Source organism: Neobacillus sp. B4I6 (assembly GCF_050434045.1).
In the GTDB taxonomy this organism is placed as follows: domain Bacteria; phylum Bacillota; class Bacilli; order Bacillales; family Cytobacillaceae; genus Neobacillus.
In genome coordinates this window covers 962,864-984,103 of the sequence record NZ_JBNPWB010000002.1, presented here as the reverse complement: position 1 = coordinate 984,103, position 21,240 = coordinate 962,864, and the positions used below count along the sequence as shown (strand labels likewise).

The window sequence follows — 21,240 nt, the reverse complement described above, 5'->3', positions numbered from 1 at the left end:
CATCTTGATTAGACAAAGAAACAACTTATGTGTTACCATAAAGTTGTTGCATTAACGCAAGACATATTAATTTAGGGAGGAATGGAATTGATAGAATTTAAAAACATTGTTAAGAAGTATCGGACAAAAACAATTATTAATCCTTTTTCATTAGATATTGAGGCTGGACAGTTAGTTGTTTTTATTGGACCGAGTGGCTGTGGGAAAACCACTTTACTGAAAATGATTAATAAATTGATTCAGCCAACTTCTGGAAAAATTTATGTGAATGGGACGGATATCTCAACCATAAATCCGATTGAGCTCCGCAGAAACATTGGCTATGTCATTCAAAATACTGGTTTATTTCCACATATGTCCATTAAAGAAAATTTAGAATTGATTCCAAAGCTAAAGGGTGAAGATCCCGCTTCGATTACCCAAAAAACAGGTGAATTGCTAGAGTTGGTCGGCTTAGATCCTAAGGAGTTCTTACATCGTTTTCCGAAGGAATTGAGCGGGGGACAACAGCAAAGAATTGGCGTAGCAAGAGCCTTCTCAACCAACTCCGATATCATTTTAATGGATGAACCATTTAGCGCCTTAGATCCAGTCACAAGAAGCTCCCTTCAAGATGAACTCTTCCAAATGCAAAAGGAATTAAACAAGACGATTATTTTCGTCACCCACGATATGGACGAAGCTATTAAAATAGCAGATAAGATTTGCATTCTAAAAGACGGTGATATTCTCCAATATGATACGCCTGAAAACATTCTTAAAAATCCTGCTAATGACTTTGTTGAAGAATTTATTGGAAAAAGAAGAGTTTGGAATAATCCTGAATTATTAATGGCTGAGGATATTATGATACCTAATCCGGTAAAAATTACCGCAAGGCGGACCGTACTTCAGGCCATTGAGATTATGAAGGACCATAAGGTAGACAGCCTAATAGTTACTGACAAACATAATGTCCTTAAGGGTTTAGTGACATTAAAAAGCATCCAGTTGTTAAATCGAACGACGTCGATTGAAATGATTATGGAACAAAATGTTCTTTCCGTTTCACAGGATGCCAATTTAATTTCTGTGTTAGCTACAATGAATGAACATAAAATCGGTTATGTACCTGTTGTGAATGGTCATAACCAATTAATTGGTCTCATTACGAGAAGCAGTATTCTATCTGCATTAAGCAGCCAACTAATTGATTTGGAGGTGGCCTTTTAATGAGTGGATTTTGGAACTATTTAACCACAAACTATGAGCAGGTTTTAAGTTTACTTGGCCAGCATCTTTACTTAAGTGTGATTTCTGTTTTAGTAGCAATTATAATTGGGATCCCACTTGGTATATTAATTTCAAGAGAACCAAAGCTCGCAAAACCTATTATTGGAACTACGAATGTGATCCAAGCTGTACCGAGTTTGGCATTACTTGGATTTCTCATCCCATTCGTTGGAATCGGCAGTACCCCAGCGATAATCATGGTCGTTCTATATTCACTGCTTCCCATTGTTAAAAACACATACACAGGTTTAACGAATATTGATGGGGACATTCTGGAAGCCGCCAGAGGTATCGGTCTGACCAAGAGTCAAACGATGAGAAAGGTTCAGTTACCACTAGCCTTCCCGATGATTATGGCGGGTATCAGAATTTCAGCGGTTACCGCTGTTGGATTAATGACCATTTCAGCCTTCATCGGTGCAGGCGGACTTGGGTATCTCGTATTTTCTGGTGTGCAAACAGTTGACAATTATATGATTTTGGCCGGAGCTATTCCAGCCTGTATTCTTGCTCTTCTCATTGATTATATTGTCGGAAAACTCGAATCCTCACTTTCTTATACAAGCAAGCAAAGATCAGCAAAAAAGACTGGTAAAACCACTAAAAAAATAATGATTAGTTTGGCTTGTATTTTGTTAATCATTGCCGGGACTTTTACTGCTTATTCAAAGGTAAACGCAAAGGATAAAATTGTAATAGGTTCAAAAAATTTCAGCGAACAAATGATATTAGGTAATATGCTCGCTGATTTAATAGAAAATAAGACTGATATTCAAGTAGAAAGAAAACTAAATCTTGGTGGTAGTCAGGTTGCCTTCAGTGCCCTTAAAAATGGGGACATTGATATGTATGTTGAATATACGGGGACAGGATTAATTAATATCTTAAAGAAGAAGCCACAGAGTGATCCGGACATCGTCTACGATATTGTCCAGAAGGAATTCAAGCAAAAATATGGTTTTGAATTGTTAAAACCGCTTGGATTTAATAACACCTATGCCTTAGCAATTCGTCAAGACACCGCAAAAGAATATGGTTTAAAGACGATCTCTGATTTAGCAAAGGTAAGCTCGGAATTAACCATGGGTCCGACTATCGAATTTCCAAATCGCGAGGACGGATTAATCGGACTTTCCAAAAAGTATAATTTGAAATTTAAAGACGTAAAAGCCATTGATGGCGGGTTACGCTATACTGCATTAAACAACCATAAAAGTGATGTGATCGATGCCTTTTCGACGGACGGGTTACTTGAAGAGTTTAAATTGAAGGTATTAGAGGATGATAAAAACTTCTTCCCTCCTTACTATGCCGTACCAATGTTAAAAGAAGAAACATTAAAGGAACATCCAGAATTAAGAAAAGTTATTAATTCTTTATCTGGTAAGTTGACGGATGAAAAAATGCGCGAACTCAACTATAAGGTCGACAGTCTCAAACAGTCACCTGACAAAGTCGCAAAAGAATTTTTGGAAACAGAAGGATTATTAGAATAATAGTGGAAAAAGGAAAAAGCCGGACCTCAACATCCGGCTTTTTCGCATATTCCAACCCGTTTTTACTCTTCCATAAAGTGAAGCACCCGGTCATGAGTTTCTTCAGCACCTATGATAAGCAGGACATCCCTCTCAAGAATTACCGCATAAGGTCCCGGTGAGATAATTAATTCACCTTTCCGTTTCATGCCGATCACGGTTCCCCCGGTATTTTGCCAAAACTTCAATTCCGAAATAGTTTGTCCTATATGAATACAGCCTGGAATAACTTCTACCTCGATTGGCGCCAATGGGTTCGTGTGACGAAGCTTTCCAGAGTAGTCCATGATTTTTCTAAGCGTGTCAAACAGCTGCTCATCGAGCTTGTCTCTTTCAGAAATCAGTGAGTTCATTTGCTTTTCAAGATCTTTAATACTTGCGATGTTGGAAAACCGTTGAATATATTTATAGGCATTTTCCCGAGAAGATATAACGATTCCACTACCTTTAGTGGATTGGACAATCTCAACATCCTCTAGAATCTTAATCGCTCTTCTAACAGTTTCAGGAGAAACCTTGTACTCACTTGCTAACGTCGATCTGCCATGAATCTTTTCCCCTACCTTAAATTTCCCATCGTAGATCCTATTTGCTAAATCTATCGCAATTCGCTCGTAAGTTGGTATTTGTGCCTTTTGCATAGCTTCCTCCGCCATCTATATCTTTACCTGAGTCTGTACATAATTATAGTAATTGCTACTTATCAAATATACTCTTTTCCATTTGTATATGCGAGAACAAATATTTCATTTCCACTCAGTTTAACTTTCATGATTTCATTTGTATTTATTGGACATAATTGTAAGGAATCTTGTTTAATGGGGTGAAGTATTTGAAACGGAAAGTAATTATCCTTTTAAGTGTTGTTTTTATTCTATTAATGTCTGCCTTATTTGTTTATTACCTTATTAAAGGGGATTCCTCGAGATGGCAAGTAGCACTTGGTGGCATTCTTGTGAGTGGATTGCCACTCCTACTAATATTTAAGAAAAAGAATCCATTTAACCTCCCAATTATAATAGGTTATTATATGTTAATTTTCTGTACATTATTTTTAGGATCGATCGCGAGTTTTTACCTTCATTATAAATGGTGGGACTCTACCATTCATATTTTAAAGGGTATGTATGTAGCTTTTGTTGGTATAACTTTATTTAAATTATTCATTCCGAAAGATGTGAGGAATGATGCTTCAAGATGGATTTTATTTCTTTTTGTTCTTTCACTCTCAGTCCTAGCAAGTGCACTTTGGGAGATCTATGAGTTTGTGGGGGATCAAACGTTTACTCACACCATGCAAAGAGGAGGAAATAAAGATACAATGTATGACTTGCTCTGTGGATTTGCGGGGGGACTCCTAGTCTCCTTTTACGCCTTTGTGCGAAAGCCTAAAGTATGAGAGGAGGAAATTTATGCATCGAAAGCTTGTCATCATTTTCAGTTTAATCTATGTCATTTTTATGGCAGCATTAGCCGTCTACTACTTTTCAAACGATGTAACCTTTAAAGGAACAGTTGCCATTGGAGGAATTGTTTGTGGAGCAGTCCCGTTATTATTGGCCTTATTTACTAAGCTCCAATTCAATTTGCCCATTGTCATTTCTTATTTAATTTTCTTAGTCGGTTCACAATATCTCGGTTCCATATTAGGCTGGTATGGACTCGGTTGGTGGGACACCTTTATGCATGTGGTCAGTGGAGCCATTCTCGCTTTTTCTGGAATTGCTTTATATGAACGATTGATCCATAGAAATGCGGGGGATAAAATATCGCCATGGTTTGTGTTTTTATTTACGTTATCCTTCGCAGCACTCGGTGGAGTATTATGGGAAATTTATGAATTTAGCTCTGACCAAATTTTTGATATGACCTTACAAGGCGGCGGAAATAAAGATACGATGACGGATTTAATTGCTGATACAATTGGCGGACTGGTTATTGCAATGTGGGCTGGGATTCGAACAAGGATTAAGTTAAAAAAGGTACGTCGTTTTTGACGTACCTTATTCTACACTTAAAATTAAACCGTTACTGCCACAAAAAATTCCTCATAAAGAGCTTGAACCGCTCTTTTTTCATCTACTACTTTAACCCCAAACATCATGCTGACCTCAGACGAACCTTGGTTAATCATCTCGATATTAATACGAGCTTTCGCCAAAGCTTTGGAGGCTCTTGCCATTGTTCCTACATTGTGGCGCATGCCCTCGCCGACAACCATAATGAGAGCTAGGCTATGTTCAAATTTTACTTGATCAGCATGTAGTTCAGTTTCAATCCGTTCCTTAATCGCCTTTTCCGTTTCTGCATCCATTTGATTTTCACGGAGGATAACAGAAACATCATCAATTCCAGAAGGCGTATGTTCATAGGATAGTCCGAAGTCCTCTAAGATACTTAAAAGCTTGCGGCCAAAACCTATCTCTCTATTCATTAAGTATTTGCTTACATAAATACTACAAAAACCTTGATCACTTGCAATTCCAATAACAGGCCCATTCGTATTGTCGCGCTCATAAACAATCCTCGTTCCTGGTGCACTTGGATTGTTGGTATTTTTGATTTGAACAGGTATTCCCGCTCTGAATGCTGGAACAAGTGCTTCATCATGTAACACAGTAAATCCTGCATATGAAAGCTCGCGCATTTCCCGGTAGGTTAATTCCTTTATTTCCTTCGGCTCCTTTACAATAGAAGGGTTCACGGAATAAACAGCATCTACATCCGTAAAGTTCTCATATAAGTCGGCTTTCAGAGCATTTGCAAGGATTGATCCAGTAATATCGGATCCACTTCGCGAAAAGGTAAAAACCTCTCCTTGTTTGCTATATCCAAAGAATCCAGGGAAAATTAAAATCCCAGAACGCTCGTGCAGCGAATATAACTGACTATAGGCTTCTGGTAGTGCTTGAGCATTGCCAGGCTCATCACTGACGAGGAGACCGGCTTCTTTAGGGTCAACATAAGAGGCCTCAACCCCCTGCTCCTGGAAATAAGCTGCTACCAATTTGGCGTGATTATCCTCACCGCTCGCTTTTAATAAATCCAGAAAACGATCCGGTTTTGTTTTGTCGCTACTCAACCTCTTTGTTAAATCGTCATGAATTTCGTTAATAATTTCTAAAGGTAGGGATAATTCTTCGGCGATAGTGGAATATCTATCGATGACTGCATCAAACTTTTCCCTTGGATTTTTATTTTGCAAACATAACTCTCCACATTCAATTAATAAATCAGTTACCTTGTTATCTTCCGAAAACCTTTTTCCTGGCGCAGATACTACAACTACCTTCCGCTCGGAATCTGAAACAACTATCTTAAATACCTTCTCAATTTGTTTTCCGGATGCTAACGAGGACCCGCCAAACTTTACGACCTTCATCCCTACATCTCCCTAATATCTAAAAATATAATTTTAATTTTAACGATATTCAGAAAATAATCAAGTTTTTTCTTTTAGAGAAATACATTTGTCCTCTACATGTGGACAAAAAGATAAAAAACAGTGAATTTCGGCTTGAAATCCACTGTTTTAGATGTTCGTTTACAAATGTTTTGTTTTTTCTACCCAATCGATAAAGTTATTCATCACAGTATCTAGGAATCCAAGTGTAGGTTCATGTGTTAATTTCCCGGCTTCATCCACTTTTTCATGGACAGCATTGATAAATACTTCATTTCCAGGAAGCGTTAATGCTCCCATAGCAGCTAATATTTGTCTAAGATTAACCTGTGCTCTTACCGTTCCAAGAACACCTGGTGTGGCGCCAACAATCATTACTGGTTTTTTCAATCATTACTTTATCCACTCGCGAAAACCAATCAAGTGCATTTTTCAAAAATGCAGGAATGGCATGATTATATTCTGGAGTGGCAATTAATACACCATCACTTGCTGCCACTATTTTTTTGATTTGGATCACAACTTCTGCTGGTGTTAACTCATCATCCTGGTTGTACATTGGAAGGTCTTCGATCGGTAATATCTCAATTTCAACTTTTTCGAGATAACGTTCCTTCAGTAATACTACCAGCTTTCTATTAATTGATTGCTTTCTATTACTGCCAACGATTGCTACGATTTTCATAAAAAAAACTCCTTATCCTTGAATTTCAAGCTGCAATATAACTATAATCATTGTTTCTTAAAATAACCAAGGATATGCTCTTATAGATACTAACGAATAAGTTCAATAAAATGGGAAAGAATCTTAGCGGTTAATCCCCAAATTACTTTTCCTTGATACCGGTAGAAATATTCCTCGACCCCTCGAGTCCGCCAATTATAATTCTCCCCGCCGGCAATTAGGTCAAAGGGAAAATTCTCTTCAGGTTCTGGCCTAAATTCAATATAATATATCTCTGGCTCATTATTTATAAAAAAAGATAGTGGTACAGTAAAAATCTCCCCGACTTCCGATGGATTTGGAACGATCCTATTCGGATGTTTAATGTATCCAACAAAAGGATAGATAATCATTCCAAATGGTGAAATCATATAATCTAGTGGGTTAATGTCTGCAATTTGCTCTTTGTTAATTCCTAATTCCTCAACCGTTTCTCGGATAGCTGCATCTTTTTCATCGATATCCTGTGCGTCAATTCTCCCCCCTGGAAAACATATTTCTCCAGGCTGCCTCCTTAGTTCTAGGGAACGAACCTCTAACAACACGTGAATCCCATCCTCTTTTTCTATGAGTGGTACCATGACAGCATATTTTGAAAATTTCTCACTTCCAAGAATTTTAGGAGTATGACTTTTTAATTTAGTTACTATTGATTCCAGTTCCATGATTTCACCTCTATTCATTTACAGTTTTTTCTTATTACTACCATACCACTTTTTACCTTAGATTGAAAAAACAATCCAACTAGAAATACGTTGGATTGTTCTGGAAAAATCATTAATCCTTCTTTTCATACCAAGAATACATATAGTTAGCATCTTCTATTTTTTGTGCGGTTTTTACGATTTTTAGTGGATGAAAGGTGTCGATCATAACGGCCAGTTCAAGAGTTTCCTTTTTTCCAATACTCGCTTCCGTTTTCCCAGGATGAGGTCCATGTGGGATCCCGCCTGGATGAAGCGTGATAGAGCCCTCCTGTACTCCTTTACGACTCATAAAATTTCCTTCCACATAATAAAGGAGTTCGTCACTGTTAACGTTACTATGATAATAGGGAGCAGGAATCGATTCTGGATGATAATCATACAGCCTCGGGACGAATGAGCAAACGACAAAATTATTACCTTCAAAGGTTTGATGGACGGGAGGCGGCTGATGAACTCTTCCTGTGATTGGTTCAAAATCCTCGATGTTAAAGGCCCATGGATATAAATACCCATCCCAGCCAACTACATCAAGTGGATGATGTCCAATGATATGTGAGGATAACTTCCCTCTTGATTTAGTTAAAACCTCAAATTCACCCTTTTCATCAAATGTCGTCAATTCTTCCGGTCCACGAAGGTCTCTTTCACAAAATGGGCTATGCTCTAAAAGTTGACCATATTCATTTCGGTACCGTCTAGGAGTTGTTATTTGGCTGAAGGATTCAACAAAAAGCATTTTTGTCTCCTCATTTATATTCGGTATGACACGGTATATGGTACCAATCGGAATAATCACATAATCGCCTGGCCGATATGACAGAGTCCCGAACATCGTTTCTAATTTTCCTGAGCCGTAGTGGATAAAAAGCATTTCATCGCCATCACCATTCCGATAAAAACTTGGCATCGGCATTGTCACATTGGCTGTTCCAATTAGTAAATCCTGATTTCCCAAGATATATTCCCGCGATTTCAGGGCATCTCCTTTGGTTGGTACTTTACTTGTAAAAAAATGACGATGTTTGAGCTCCTGTTGGTCTTCATATACGGGCAAGTAATTTCCTACCACTTCTGCCTTCACCACTTCTGTCGGCATATATTGATGATATAAAATCGATTGTGTTCCTGAGAAACCACGAGTGCCCATAACTTGCTCCCTATAAAGACTCCCATCTTCCTTTTTAAACATCGTATGCCGTTTGTGCGGAATCTTACCCATTTGACGGTAATACATCTTCTCACCTCTCTTCAGCGATTATCCCATTCTGTAACACTCCAAGATAATCAATCTCTAGTTCGACTTGATCACCTGGTATTAGCCAGCGATGAACCTTCTCTCCAAGCTCAAGAATACATCCAGAACCAACTGTACCTGAACCAATCATCTCTCCAGGGTATAAAGTCACGCCAGCAGAAGCCCTCTCAATCATTTCAGCAAATGAATAATATAAGTCTTTCATATTCCCCTTGGAAAGGAGAGCCCCATTAACACGGGCTTTCATCGAAAGATTGAAGCCCTTCCCTAATTTAAATGGTTCTAACTCGTCTTTTGTGACAATCCACGGTCCAATCGATGTCGAGAAATCCTTCCCTTTTGCGGGCCCCAGTCCAACCTTCATTTCCTTCCTTTGTAGGTCTCTTGCGCTCCAATCATTTAAAATACAATAGCCAAAAATATACTCATCTGCCTCATCTGCGGAAATATTTCTGCCTTCTTTGCCAATAATGCATGCGATCTCCAGCTCATAATCAAGCCAGTTACAATTTACAGGCTGGATTATTTCCTCTCCTGGTCCCTTAATTGCAAGATGATTGGAAAAGTAAAAGACAGGGATATCGTACCATTCTGGAACCATCTCGAGGCCCCTATTCTCCCTCGCTGTTTTCACATGCTGCTCAAATGCATAAAAATCACGAAAACTCCTAGGAATAGGTAGTGGTGCCTTTAAACCAAGTTGACTCAATGGATAAACGCCTTTTTGTCCCTTTGTAAATGGGATTAAACTAGCCACTGTTTCCAGATGGGCGTCACTATTTTCAAGAAAAGCTAATAGATTACTTGGCAGCACCCCGCCTGATGCCTCATACATATCAACGGCATAGTGTTGGTCAAGTAACCAGCCTGCTCGGATTGTCCCATCCTTTTTTTCAAAAGTTACAAATTTCACGACACTCACCTTTTCTACTTTTTTCGATCCATTTCAAACATTTTAGCTAACGGGTCAGTAAAGATGTTCCCAGCCATCCGTCCAATTGGGTTCAGCTTGGCCGTATCAATTCTCCCTTTATCAAATAGTTCATCGGTCACATGGACATGAACTACTTTTCCTATTACAAGGCTCCCTGCACCGGGCTTATTACCAAAATGTAATACCTGCTCTAATTCACATTCTAAATGAACGAGTGATTCCTTAATACGCGGTACACCCACCTTTAAACTTGGTTCCTTCGTTAAACCCACCTCTGCTATTTCGTCGATATCCGGGTTGAATTCGATCGCACAGTCATTCATTTGCTCAGCCATGCTATTACTTACAATATTAATGACAAATTGACCTGTGCTTTCAATATTTACAAGTGTATCTTTCTTAGCCCCATCCGTTCCTCTTCTCATCGGTGAAAAACAGATAAGCATGGGGTCCGCACAAATCGCAGTAAAAAAACTAAATGGTGCTGCATTAGCTACCCCATTTCCATCTATGGTCGAAACAAAAGCAATTGGACGGGGAAGGATCGAACCAACTAATAGTTTATATGCCTCTCTCCATTCCAGTGTTTTCGGCGAGATCTCCATAACATATTCACCCCTTACAGGTTAATTTTTAAAAAAAGGGAGTAATTACCTCTCCCTTTTCCTACTCCGCTCTATACTTTTGTCCTTTAAACCCTTGCTCTTTATATTAGAGATTTCCTCGTCTTTCCTGCTCCCGTTCAATTGACTCAAATAAAGCTTTAAAGTTTCCTTCACCAAAACCACGTGCCCCTTTTCGTTGAATAATTTCAACAAATAAAGTCGGACGGTCTACGATTGGTTTTGTAAAAATTTGCAGTAAATACCCCTCATCATCACGATCTACTAAAATATTTAGTTCGCGAAGCTTTTCAATTTCTTCATCAATTTTACCGATGCGTTCACCTAAGGATTCATAATATGCTGGTGGAGTATTCAGGAATTCTACCCCATTCTCCTTTAAAATAGCGACAGTTGATACAATATCTTCCGTTAATATCGCCAAATGCTGGACACCCGGACCATTGTAGAATTCTAGATATTCCTGTATTTGTGATTTACGTTTTCCGACTGCCGGTTCATTGATTGGGAATTTAATCCGCCCTCCGTTATGCATAACCTTTGACATTAGAGCTGAGTATTCCGTCGTGATGTCCTTATCAGAGAAATGTTTCATTTCCTTAAAGCCCATTACCTTAGCGTAATATTCGACCCACTCCTCCATCCTCTCCACGTTACCCACTACATGATCGATCCCAATTAACCCGGCATCTTTAATAGGAAGTGGCGCCGAGTATGCGACATACCCGGGTAAAAATGCCCCTTGATAATTTTTCCGTTCAATTAACGTATGGATGGTATCCCCATATGTACCAAGAACGGCTTTTTTAATCACACCTGTTTCATCCTTGATTTCAGATGGGGCAGCAATCACAATGGCTCCTCTTTTCACTGCCTCATCAAAAGCTTTCTCGACATTATCGACTAACAGGGCTATGTCCTTCACACCGTCACCGTGTTTTTTTACAAATTGGGAAACTTCACTGTCTTCGGTATAGGAGCCTGTTAGGACGAGGCGAATATTCCGTTGCTTTAAACAATAGGAAGCGGTTTCACGATTACCAGTTTCAAGACCAGCGTAAGCTACTGGGTGAAAACCAAAGGCAGTGCAAAAAAAGTGACATGCTTGCTTGGCATTCCCTGTGTAAATTTCAATATAATCAACATCTCGAACGGGGAAAAAATCATCAACTAATTGGTCTGCCCTTACTCTATTTTCTTTCATTTAGAAACCCCCATTAGTTTAAAAGTAATAATATTCTGAATTAATTCTAAATGAAAGAATCTAGTCCTTTCAAGGATTGGAAGTAAAGCAATAACGCTTTTTTGTACTAAAGTAATTTAGATATCCTCGAATTATTTCCCAAAATACAAAAAGAAACTTACCCAAAACAGGCAGTTTCTCCTTTAATGATATTGGAAATACTTTTTATAAAAGCAAATCCAAAATAGACACTCAAAAAAAATTTTTTCCTATTAGGAAAGAATGGCACGGTCACTTGACATTTGTACCCCACGTATCCTTTTAAACTCCATCAGTAAACCTTCAATTGTTAATTGCTTCTTATTTTCCTCATTGACCTCTAAAATAATTTGGCCCTTATCCATCATGATTAATCGATTGCCTAAGTCAATGGCTTGCTGCATGTTATGAGTAACCATTAATGTGGTCAGTTTATATTTGTCTACAATTTCTCTCGTTAAGTTCGTAATTAATTCCGCTCTTGATGGATCAAGTGCTGCCGTATGTTCATCAAGAAGGAGGATGGAAGGCTCTGTGAAGGTAGCCATTAACAGGGATAGTGCTTGTCGTTCTCCCCCGGATAACAATCCTACCTTTGCACTTAGGCGGTTCTCGAGGCCTAGATGCAGGGATTCCAATACTTCACGAAAATAATCACGTCGCTTTTTTGTAACTCCTTGTCGAAGTGTTCTCATTTTATTCCGAGAATAAGCCATGGCAAGATTTTCCTCAATCGTCATACTTGGAGCCGTACCGGCCATTGGATCCTGAAAAACACGTCCGATCATTTTTGACCGTTTAAACTCTGACATATTTGTGACATTTTTTCCGCCTATCTGAACTTCCCCTATATCCGGGATTAACACACCTGAAATGATATTCATTAAGGTTGATTTCCCCGCCCCGTTACTGCCAATTACCGTTACGAAATCACCAGGCTGAAGGGTTAGGTTCACATGATCAATGGCGATTTTTTCATCAGGTGTCCCTTCATTAAATATTTTATGAATCTGATTTAATTGTAACATGATTGTCCCCCTTCGCATGGCCAGAAGTCTGCATGATGTTTGATCTTTCAGATCTTCTGCGGGCTTTCCGCTTTCTCTCTTTGGAACTTTCAATAATCTTTGGAGTAGTAAGAGCAAGAATAACAATGAGAGCAGTAATCAGCTTCATATCACCAGGGTCCAAGAAATCTACCCGTAATGCTAAAGTAACAACAATTCGATAAATAATCGATCCGCCAATAACAGCGAGAGTGGTCCTAGCAATCGTTTTTGTACCAAATAAGGCTTCACCAATAATAACGGAGGCTAGACCAATCACAATCATCCCGATCCCCATACCCACATCTGCAAATCCACCTTGCTGGGCAATCAGAGCACCTGAGAAAGCTACAAGAGCATTTGAAAGACCTAAGCCAAGCACAACAAGGAGGTTGGTATTAGCAGAAAGGCTGCGAATCATCCGTTTATTATCTCCCGTAGCCCTGACGGCAAGCCCAATTTCGGTTTTCAAAAACAGATCGGTAAAGAATTTAATCACAAATGTTACGATAATCATAAAAATAAGAATTCCCCATGTTTCCGGCAAGCTGTCGCCAAGCCCCACCATGGAGAGAATGTTATTGAAAAATGAATCAATTCCTGTCTTTTCAAAAAATCCACTAATTTTCGTAAAAGCTGTATCTGTATTTAATAATGGGATATTTGAGCGTCCCATGATTCGAAGATTTATTGAATAAAGTGCAATCATCATTAAAATTCCGGAAAGCAAGTTATTAATCTTTCCAAATGTATGGAGAAGACCTGTCATACATCCAGCTGCAAAACCGGCGAATAACGCCATGATTGTTGCTAAAAATGGATCGGTTCCATTCGCAATCATTACAGCAGAAATTGCTGCCCCCGTCACAAAACTCCCATCCACCGTTAAATCTGGAAAATCCAGAATACGAAAGGAAAGATAGACGCCCAGTGCCATAATCGCATAGATAATACCTGCTTCAAATGATCCAAATATGGCTGTAAACATTGAGATCATCCTTTCTTTAAATCATTAAGCCTGCTCTAAGATGCAATAACCTATTTCAAGCTAATGTTTGGTTCATGGATGGAGCCTTCAAATGAAGGCTCCATTCATGAAAAATATAATTTTATTTACCTTCGAAAAACTCGCCTAAACTTTTCCAAGCATCATTTACTGTTAAGCCTTGAGCTTCAGCAGCCTTCGTATTAATGACAAGCTTTAAGCTGTTTGGAAGTTCTACTGGAATTTCAGATACCTTCTTCTTCCCGCTTAAAATATCAGCAGCCATTAAACCAGATTGATAGCCAAGATCGAAATAGCTGAACCCGCTGGCAGCAACGGCTCCTTTTTTCATGGAATCAAGTTCACCAACGAAAAGTGGAATTTTTTTGCTGTTTGCAACGGCAATAACCGTATCAAGAGCAGTAACTACGGTATTGTCAGTTGGAACATAAATCGCGTCAACACGGCCAACTAATGATTCAGCTGCCTGCTTCACTTCTGCTGTAGTTGAAACAGATACTTCAACAAGTTTAGCACCCTTCTCTTCAGCAATTTTCTTAACTTCTTTCACCTGAACCACTGAATTTTGTTCACCAGAGTTATAGATCACACCAATATTTTTTGCTTTCACTTCGTCTGTAATAAAGCTAATTGTTTTTTTCGTTGCTTCTGGATGGTTATCGGTTGTACCAGTAATGTTTTTCCCTGGTTTATCAAAAGCCTCTACCAAACCTGCTCCCACAGGATCTGTCACCGATGTAAAGATAATCGGAATATCCTTTGTTGCATTCAATGCTGCCGTTGCACTTGGAGTGGCATTAGCAAAAATTAAATCCACTTTGTCACCGACAAAATTATTGGCAATTGTTTGAGTGTTGTTCATATCTGCCTGAGCATTTTGTTCATCATAGCTTACCTTAATCCCTTTATCCTTTAAGGCTTTTTTAAAGCCTTCTGTCGCAGCGTCTAGAGATGGGTGTGGGGCAAACTGGGTAATTCCAACTTTGAACTCCTTATCCGCTCCTTCTTTTTCAGACCCCCCTGCTTTGTCTTTACTTCCGCAGCCTGCAAGCAACATCATCCCTGCTAAGGCAATCGACAATACTTTAACTTTTTTTTTCATCTAGCTAAATCCCCCTTAAATAATAAAATACTAATTTTCATAAAATTTAATATATTAAAAATTATTCTAGTATTTTTTTGCATGAAAAGCAATAGAAATGCGTAAAATATTTTTTCGCTTTAAAGCAGCATAATTTAATAGGAAATCTTGACATTATTAAAAACCTTCATTTTCTTTTTAAACAACAAAAAATGCCTTCTTTTAAATGGAAGGCATTCTAGAAAACTATCTTGATAATATTATTTTTACCAATCACGGGTATTTTCAAGTAAGAGGTCAATTTCAACCTTTTTCATTTTATTGTTGATTTTCTCAGATGTTAGATTTGACGTTGCTTCTAGTAATTTGTCGATATCAATGATCACGGTTCCCATTTCTAACCTCCTGAATTTAGTAAGTTTTTTGTTTGAAAGATAATTCGACTATTCCACCAAAATAATGGGGGTACTTTCTCAATCAATCAAAAAAATATGAAAAGTACTAGTACTTATTTGTTGATAAATTGTGAAAGTATGATATATTTCACTAATATTTCATAAAAAGGAATCATTGGCTTAAAAAATGTTGGGAAGCAATCGAATGAAAAAACATTAAAATCAGTTTCATAATACCCCAAAAATCCAGCCAATATGATTTGGCTGGATTTTATTAACTAAATTTCCACTTTACTAAATACTGTTTTTTTGATTTCTGTTTGTTTATTACCTTCACTGAAAAAATATTTCATCATTGGGGGTGTAACGATGGTAGTAACTAGTACTACTACCACTAAAACAGCAAATAATTCCTGACTGATTAATTTTGTCTCCATACCAATCGAGGCAATAATTAAGGCAACCTCTCCACGTGAAACCATAGCAGCTCCAATTCCAAGTGAACTCTTCCAGGAAAAATGAGCTATTTTTGCTCCCATTGCAGCACCGATTAACTTGGTTAAAATGGCTAGGATGCTAAAACCGATAATTAGCCCGAAATTTTTCGATATTCCGTCAAAGCTAACTGCTACCCCTATCGAGGTAAAAAATATAGGTACAAAAATGGAATAGCTGATTGTTTCCACTTTCTCAAATATTTTAAATTTATATTCTGTTTGACTGATAGCTACCCCAGCGATGTACGCCCCTATAATCGCCGCAACACCTGTTATTTCGGCTACATAGGCAAACATGAAGCAAATGATTAATGCACCCGTGACGAGCGGCTCTGTGACTTTTAATGGGGCAAATTTCTTTAAAACCCATGGAACCACCTTCCAAGCTACTAAAATAGCACTCATGAAAAAGAGGACCTTTTTAATAATCATCATGCTTAAATTAACTTCTCCACCGGCCATACTCATTAAAAAGGCCAGGGCGATAATCACAAGAACATCATCAATGACGGCAGCCCCTAAAATCGCGGTCCCTTCTTTAGATTTCATCTTATTTAACTCTTTAAGTGCTTGAACGGAAATACTTACACTTGTTGCAGAAAGTAATAATCCTAAAAATAAGGCTTCAAATGTTGTCATATTCATCAAAATTCCTGCTAAGTAACCTGAAACTAAAGGAACAATGATTCCACTGATTCCAACAAAGGTTGATGCCTTCCACGTTCGTTTAAATTCATTTAAATCAGTCTCCATACCTGCTATAAACATTAACAAGATGACACCAATTTGGCTTAGGTCCGCCAATGTTTTCGTATCTGAAACGAGGCCTAACACAGCTGGACCTAAAATAACCCCTATTAACAACTTCCCTAGAACCGAGGGCTGACCCAATTTAACGCAAATATCCCCAGCAATTTTAGATGCAAATAAAATAATCGCTAATTCAAAAATTAATTCCATCCAATCACCTTTCCTTCGTAAAAAATTAAAGGGTCTGCTTTATAAAAATCAGACCCTTTTTGGTAGAAAACAAAAAAAGCCTGTCAACCACGGGACATAGATATCCCTTGGTGACAGGCTCCTCCAAAAACAATAAATGATTTATTTAATTATTACTATTATAACAAACTTTATGTTTTTATTCAATTAGAATTAATTGCAGGCGGTCTTTCCACGGTTAATCCCACTTTTTCATTTTATCAATTACTTTTTCCTTGAAACTGGTGATAAAGGTCGATTCACCTTTATTTACTTTTTGCTTATTCCATTCATTAAAGCTTGCTACGGTAATCAAGATAAGACCAGCAATTAATAAATAGAACCACCATGGCATATTCCCCCAGTATGGTCTAGTTTGCAGGAAGACATTTAATAATAATACACCTGCCCCAACAAAGAAATAGGATTTAATTTGCAGGAACATACCTGCCATCATCGCTAACAATGAGAGTGTTCCTAAAATAATTGCATCATAAATCGTGTTGCTTGCTAAGCCATCTTGGATTAATAATAGGGATACGATTATTAGGACTCCCCATTGAACAGCCTTCGTTATATCAGAATATCTTCCCTTTAAACAACGTCGAATGAAAATGATTAGAATTATAAACGGAAGGACAATCACTTCACGTTCCCATAATGACGGAATATGAAGCATAGCCATTATGGAATAGTATGGTTGTAACAAATAGGCTCCACCAAGTATTGTCAAAAGGACAGAGAACCTTGCAGGCACCCTTTTCCTTTGCAACAAAAAGGAAGCTGAAATAAGCAATCCTTGCAGTGCCTGACACCAGATGTATTGATTCTCGAAACTGTACATAAGAACGAAAAACATGAATGAAACTAGCGTAAATCCATCGAATTTTGTTTGCTGAATATTCGGTCCATATTCAACTAGCTTTTTATAAACTAATTGGCCAATAATCAACAGAACAATCCCTAAGCCACCAGACAGAAGCATTTTATCGAGGTCATCTAATTCACTAAGATAAGAGTATTCAATCGTTGCAATAAATGCTAAGAATAATGGGATGACCCCTAGAAGATCCAATTTGATTTTATGCATATAAAACAGTGTCCCAACAATATAGGCAAGCGTAACAAGATACGGCAGCAAATCAAACGGATAGGTAATTAATGTAAACACAATTCCGATTGTTGAAAATGGGACGAAATAAAAAGCTGTCCGTTTCTTAAATTCATCATTAGCGAAAAATGCAAATAGAAGAATGAAACCGCTAGTGATTGGGAATTCATAGTTTCCAAAATATCGATTGATTAATTGATCTAACCCAGTTGAAACAATAAAGTAGAAGGACGTAAAGCTCCCATAAAGAAAAACTTTTATCTTCCATTCTACCTTAGTAAACTTTGTACTAAAAGCATATACAAACACTGCCAAGATAAAGCTATAAATCGAGTCTGACTGATATGCAAACCATGTGAAGAATAGCTCTAGTGGATAAATGCTGTGTCCAACCCAGGCAAAGGCAATGGAAAGATTCAAGTCATTTTTCTGACTGAGATAAGCGATTAGAAGCATGACCACTGCACTTGTTGAAGCAATTAGTGAATTAATTGTATGACTTAATGAAAATTTAAGCGTAGTAGCTTGGATAACCGAAAAATACGTAAGCAGTACTGAGATACTTACAATAAAAGGGACCCACTTTGTACCAACTTTTTTATATAAATAAAAATACATACCGATTCCAACCAACAAAACAAGCGGCTGAACCCATAAATGGTTAATCGGACTTAGCAAAGCATGGAAAATGGCAAATGTATAGAGTACCTGTGAGGTATATAACGATATAATACCTGATTCCTTTTCCCCAACTTTTTTCCATACAAAACTAAATAATAAAACCATGATTGCCCCAGCCGCAAAATTTATTGCATAACCATATTCATTAAGATAAACAGAAAAATTTGTATTAATTTCTTCTCCAAAAGCTACGATGGAAAGACCAAGTAAACCAGGAATACTCCATAAAGCGGCCCCCTGAAGATAAATCCGTGTTTCCTTCTTATACAGTAGAAAGGCAGCAACCACCAATAGTAATAACATAACGCCTAGTTCCCACCATAATAACCAAGAAATTGCAGACAAAATTGCCAGCACCATTATCGATAAGCCGACATCTCTGGAGGCAGTCTGAATGACCTTTACGTACTTTGAAAGTAGCGCAATGCCTAACCCAAAATATAGGATAAAACCTGCTAAAGACAACTGAAGAGAAAAATTGACCATATCGAAAGGCTGGCTTACTAATGCAATCATTTCATAAATGCCAGAAGCTGCAAAAACTGCGCTTAAATACGGAAATAATCGTCTAGAACCCTGAGAGGATAAATAAATAAAGTTAACTGCAATGATAAAATAAGCAAGCATAAGCACAATCGATGGATTGCCTGCACGAAGGAGAATTCCCTCCAGGCTAATGTAAATAAACGCTAAACCTGAGATAACAGCACTTGTATATTGGAAGGCTTTATTTAATGTGAATTTATCATCCAAAGCCTTTGGAACGAATACAATCCCAAATCCGATTAAAGCATATACAATCTCCCCAAAACTATCGAGGAAGCTATGCTCAATTAACTGATAGGCACCATAAACGATCATGACGCTAAAAATGAAATGATATTCTTTTCTACCGCTCACATACATCATTGATAAATAAATAATCGCTGTTAACAGCAGGTTGAAGCTGTATAAGACCTCATTATCGTATAAAAAAAGCATAAATAAGGTACAAAGAACAAGATTTACTTGGACGTACGGAATAAATTCATTCGTAAATAATTTGAATGAATCCTTGTGTTTTAACTGATGATATACAAAAATTAAGATAGCATTAAAAACCATTAAACCTAGGTAAAAGAAATCATTTTTTAGATGGAAGCTAGCTAAGAGAAAGGCAGATCCTATGCTTATTGAGACATAGGTAAACCAAACAAATAATCTAGAAACTAAGTTCTTTGCAAATAAATAGTAAACAATAATTGGCAGCAAACTCCCGAGCGTTCCGAGTAGATAACGTCCCTCCCCTGATATTGATAAATATGGTCCTAATAACCCAAACCATCCAAGCGATAGAATAAAAATTGGCAAAAACAAACTTCCAAGAACAATGAAGGCAAAGGCCGTCTTTTCAATTTTTAATATTTTCTTCGTTAAAAAAGCAATACCGTAAAATAATAGGGCAACAATTGCTATTGATCCACTTTTCATGAAACTTGTCATTGATTCCCAATTACTCGTCGCAACAAACAATCCACCTATTAATAAAAAGATTACCCCAATGTTTAATAACCAGGTAATATTCCTTTCACGGATTTCTTCTGGTGTTAACGTTTTTTTCACTTTTTGCGGTTTTGGCGGTGCAGCTTTTTTAATTGGCGTATTATTTTCAGTGGATGGGGGTTTTGCCTCCATTTCTAATAAATCCATATGATATTGATAATGTGCCCTTGCTACGGTGTCGACAATTGCCTCAGAAAGGTACCCTTCTTCACGTAAAGTGAATAACTCTTTTCTAAAAATTTTCCTCTGTTCTTCTCTCATATTCGAATCCATGAAATCTCCCCACAATCATACCAAAATGGCAATCATACCAAATTTTCCTCTATAGTGTAATTTTACACCATTACACAATATTTTCAATATATTCTCAAAAAAACATGAACTCTGCAACACTTTTTTTAAAGATTTTACGTTTGGGTAAAATATCTGTATGATGTAAGAGGATTTACTAAATAGACGGAGGAAACTATGCTTACATATAATGAAAAATTAGCGATTATCGAATCATTTTCAGAGTTGGAACGAAAGAATGTTTCACTTGGACGAGTCAATTTTCAGTTCGAAGGCAGTATCTCTGATAAGAAAAACATTGTTTATCACTTACACCCAAATGGGAATGGATTTGTTTATGCTGGACAGCTGGACAATTATGATACGGATGAAAAAGGAATGGTCAATATCCGTGATTTCTCCGAAGACCAACTCCGTAAATTGTTAAAACAATCGATTCAATCCCTATCATCAGTCGAAAAAACGGCTGCTGAAGAAGCTATTATTGGAAATTCAAAAGAGGAGCGTTGGGTGGATAGTGAAAATAATGTCCTGATTCTAGTTGAAGAAAATGAATCCTGGAATATTTATTTTGGGTTAAATCTTGATGCTACCTTTGATACCTATGAGGAAGCAGAGGCGTTTTTGCAAGAAGAAGGCTTTACTAGGAAGTAATTTAATTAAACAAAGGCGGTGCATTTGCACCGCCAGATTGTCGAGAAAGGGTATTTTTCTCGGCAATTTTTTATTCTCAGCATTTAATTATTCATTGTACCTGCTAATGGGCCTGTTGATTTCCGCGGAAGGCACGCAGACTCCTGCGGGAGTACGGGGCCGAGGAGGCTCCCCGGCACGCCCGCGGAAAGCGAAGTGCCTGGAGCGCAAATCAACAGACATGTTGCAAAGCCTATATATTAATAATATTATAATAAATTAACGCGGTGAATGGTTAAAGTTA

18 protein-coding genes and 1 pseudogene are annotated in these 21,240 nt (G+C 37.7%); 5 read left to right on the top strand and 14 right to left on the bottom strand.

Going from position 1 to position 21,240, the window contains the following annotated elements:
* The first annotated feature begins 87 nt into the window (after nt 1–87).
* Together QF028_RS06870 and QF028_RS06865 are read left to right on the top strand one after the other, a co-directional pair.
* Nucleotides 88–1,212 carry an ABC transporter ATP-binding protein gene (locus QF028_RS06870; protein WP_214712169.1) on the top strand — a complete coding sequence of 375 codons (1,125 nt, stop codon included), beginning with the start codon at nt 88–90 and terminating at the stop codon, nt 1,210–1,212.
* Nucleotides 1,212–2,768 carry a glycine betaine ABC transporter substrate-binding protein gene (locus tag QF028_RS06865; RefSeq protein WP_429464604.1) on the top strand — a complete coding sequence of 519 codons (1,557 nt, stop codon included), beginning with the start codon at nt 1,212–1,214 and terminating at the stop codon, nt 2,766–2,768. The genes QF028_RS06870 and QF028_RS06865 overlap by 1 nt, the downstream gene beginning before the upstream one ends.
* Nucleotides 2,769–2,830: 62 nt before the next feature.
* Here QF028_RS06865 and QF028_RS06860 read toward each other — a convergent pair whose 3' ends face one another.
* Nucleotides 2,831–3,448, bottom strand: coding sequence for a TrkA C-terminal domain-containing protein (locus tag QF028_RS06860; protein ID WP_429464603.1), 618 nt, complete (start codon nt 3,446–3,448; stop codon nt 2,831–2,833).
* A gap of 191 nt (nt 3,449–3,639) precedes the next feature.
* Between QF028_RS06860 and QF028_RS06855 the strand changes: the two genes are divergently transcribed.
* Both QF028_RS06855 and QF028_RS06850 read left to right on the top strand, forming a co-directional pair.
* The gene (locus QF028_RS06855; protein ID WP_429464602.1) at nt 3,640–4,206 is read left to right on the top strand and encodes a membrane-spanning protein; all 567 of its coding nucleotides are present in this window, start codon (nt 3,640–3,642) and stop codon (nt 4,204–4,206) included.
* Between the two features lie 13 nt (nt 4,207–4,219).
* Nucleotides 4,220–4,804 (top strand): hypothetical protein, encoded by a 585-nt coding sequence (locus QF028_RS06850; RefSeq protein ID WP_429464601.1) that lies wholly within the window; start codon nt 4,220–4,222, stop codon nt 4,802–4,804.
* A 23-nt stretch (nt 4,805–4,827) separates the two neighbouring features.
* Here the strand turns inward: QF028_RS06850 and QF028_RS06845 are convergent, their stop codons facing one another.
* The 13 genes and pseudogenes from QF028_RS06845 to QF028_RS06785 all read right to left on the bottom strand — a co-directional run bounded on the left by QF028_RS06845 (nt 4,828) and on the right by QF028_RS06785 (nt 20,285).
* Nucleotides 4,828–6,189 (bottom strand): aspartate kinase, encoded by a 1,362-nt coding sequence (locus tag QF028_RS06845; RefSeq protein ID WP_429464600.1) that lies wholly within the window; start codon nt 6,187–6,189, stop codon nt 4,828–4,830.
* 162 nt (nt 6,190–6,351) lie between these two features.
* Nucleotides 6,352–6,895, bottom strand: a pseudogene (locus tag QF028_RS06840) (NADPH-dependent FMN reductase).
* Between the two features lie 89 nt (nt 6,896–6,984).
* Complete coding sequence (locus QF028_RS06835) at nt 6,985–7,599, bottom strand: NUDIX hydrolase (RefSeq protein WP_429464599.1); 615 nt, start codon at nt 7,597–7,599, stop codon at nt 6,985–6,987.
* A 112-nt stretch (nt 7,600–7,711) separates the two neighbouring features.
* The gene (locus QF028_RS06830) at nt 7,712–8,875 is read right to left on the bottom strand and encodes a homogentisate 1,2-dioxygenase (RefSeq protein ID WP_429464598.1); all 1,164 of its coding nucleotides are present in this window, start codon (nt 8,873–8,875) and stop codon (nt 7,712–7,714) included.
* A 4-nt stretch (nt 8,876–8,879) separates the two neighbouring features.
* Complete coding sequence (locus QF028_RS06825) at nt 8,880–9,809, bottom strand: fumarylacetoacetate hydrolase family protein (RefSeq protein WP_308162470.1); 930 nt, start codon at nt 9,807–9,809, stop codon at nt 8,880–8,882.
* A gap of 14 nt (nt 9,810–9,823) precedes the next feature.
* On the bottom strand, nt 9,824–10,435 hold the full coding sequence (locus QF028_RS06820; protein WP_429464597.1) for a flavin reductase family protein: 612 nt from the start codon (nt 10,433–10,435) through the stop codon (nt 9,824–9,826).
* A gap of 106 nt (nt 10,436–10,541) precedes the next feature.
* Nucleotides 10,542–11,657 (bottom strand): 4-hydroxyphenylpyruvate dioxygenase, encoded by a 1,116-nt coding sequence (hppD, locus tag QF028_RS06815; protein WP_429464596.1) that lies wholly within the window; start codon nt 11,655–11,657, stop codon nt 10,542–10,544.
* A gap of 251 nt (nt 11,658–11,908) precedes the next feature.
* Nucleotides 11,909–12,703, bottom strand: a complete 795-nt coding sequence (locus tag QF028_RS06810) for an ABC transporter ATP-binding protein (RefSeq protein ID WP_214998386.1) — start codon at nt 12,701–12,703, stop codon at nt 11,909–11,911.
* Nucleotides 12,678–13,709: an ABC transporter permease gene (locus QF028_RS06805; RefSeq protein WP_168244739.1), complete on the bottom strand. Its 1,032-nt coding sequence runs from the start codon at nt 13,707–13,709 to the stop codon at nt 12,678–12,680. The genes QF028_RS06810 and QF028_RS06805 overlap by 26 nt, the downstream gene beginning before the upstream one ends.
* 121 nt (nt 13,710–13,830) lie before the next feature.
* The gene (locus QF028_RS06800; RefSeq protein WP_214998384.1) at nt 13,831–14,829 is read right to left on the bottom strand and encodes an ABC transporter substrate-binding protein; all 999 of its coding nucleotides are present in this window, start codon (nt 14,827–14,829) and stop codon (nt 13,831–13,833) included.
* A 245-nt stretch (nt 14,830–15,074) separates the two neighbouring features.
* Entirely contained in the window at nt 15,075–15,203 is a 129-nt protein-coding gene (locus QF028_RS06795) for a hypothetical protein (protein ID WP_429464595.1), read from the bottom strand.
* A 278-nt stretch (nt 15,204–15,481) separates the two neighbouring features.
* Nucleotides 15,482–16,660: a cation:proton antiporter gene (locus tag QF028_RS06790; RefSeq protein WP_429464594.1), complete on the bottom strand. Its 1,179-nt coding sequence runs from the start codon at nt 16,658–16,660 to the stop codon at nt 15,482–15,484.
* A 217-nt stretch (nt 16,661–16,877) separates the two neighbouring features.
* Complete coding sequence (locus tag QF028_RS06785; RefSeq protein ID WP_429464593.1) at nt 16,878–20,285, bottom strand: hypothetical protein; 3,408 nt, start codon at nt 20,283–20,285, stop codon at nt 16,878–16,880.
* 195 nt (nt 20,286–20,480) lie between these two features.
* Between QF028_RS06785 and QF028_RS06780 the strand changes: the two genes are divergently transcribed.
* Complete coding sequence (locus QF028_RS06780) at nt 20,481–20,957, top strand: hypothetical protein (RefSeq protein ID WP_214998381.1); 477 nt, start codon at nt 20,481–20,483, stop codon at nt 20,955–20,957.
* Nucleotides 20,958–21,240 lie beyond the last annotated feature (283 nt).

Bases quoted from the DNA above. Each gene is read 5' to 3' on its own strand.
- QF028_RS06780 (WP_214998381.1), top strand. From the start codon at position 20,481: ATGCTTACATATAATGAAAAATTAGCGATTATCGAATCATTTTCAGAG.
- QF028_RS06810 (WP_214998386.1), bottom strand. From the start codon at position 12,703: ATGTTACAATTAAATCAGATTCATAAAATATTTAATGAAGGGACACCT.
- QF028_RS06850 (WP_429464601.1), top strand. From the start codon at position 4,220: ATGCATCGAAAGCTTGTCATCATTTTCAGTTTAATCTATGTCATTTTT.
- QF028_RS06835 (WP_429464599.1), bottom strand. From the start codon at position 7,599: ATGGAACTGGAATCAATAGTAACTAAATTAAAAAGTCATACTCCTAAA.
- QF028_RS06805 (WP_168244739.1), bottom strand. From the start codon at position 13,709: ATGTTTACAGCCATATTTGGATCATTTGAAGCAGGTATTATCTATGCG.
- QF028_RS06830 (WP_429464598.1), bottom strand. From the start codon at position 8,875: ATGTATTACCGTCAAATGGGTAAGATTCCGCACAAACGGCATACGATG.
- QF028_RS06845 (WP_429464600.1), bottom strand. From the start codon at position 6,189: ATGAAGGTCGTAAAGTTTGGCGGGTCCTCGTTAGCATCCGGAAAACAA.
- QF028_RS06790 (WP_429464594.1), bottom strand. From the start codon at position 16,660: ATGGAATTAATTTTTGAATTAGCGATTATTTTATTTGCATCTAAAATT.
- QF028_RS06820 (WP_429464597.1), bottom strand. From the start codon at position 10,435: ATGGAGATCTCGCCGAAAACACTGGAATGGAGAGAGGCATATAAACTA.
- QF028_RS06785 (WP_429464593.1), bottom strand. From the start codon at position 20,285: ATGGATTCGAATATGAGAGAAGAACAGAGGAAAATTTTTAGAAAAGAG.
- hppD (WP_429464596.1), bottom strand. From the start codon at position 11,657: ATGAAAGAAAATAGAGTAAGGGCAGACCAATTAGTTGATGATTTTTTC.
- QF028_RS06800 (WP_214998384.1), bottom strand. From the start codon at position 14,829: ATGAAAAAAAAAGTTAAAGTATTGTCGATTGCCTTAGCAGGGATGATG.
- QF028_RS06860 (WP_429464603.1), bottom strand. From the start codon at position 3,448: ATGCAAAAGGCACAAATACCAACTTACGAGCGAATTGCGATAGATTTA.
- QF028_RS06795 (WP_429464595.1), bottom strand. From the start codon at position 15,203: ATGGGAACCGTGATCATTGATATCGACAAATTACTAGAAGCAACGTCA.
- QF028_RS06865 (WP_429464604.1), top strand. From the start codon at position 1,212: ATGAGTGGATTTTGGAACTATTTAACCACAAACTATGAGCAGGTTTTA.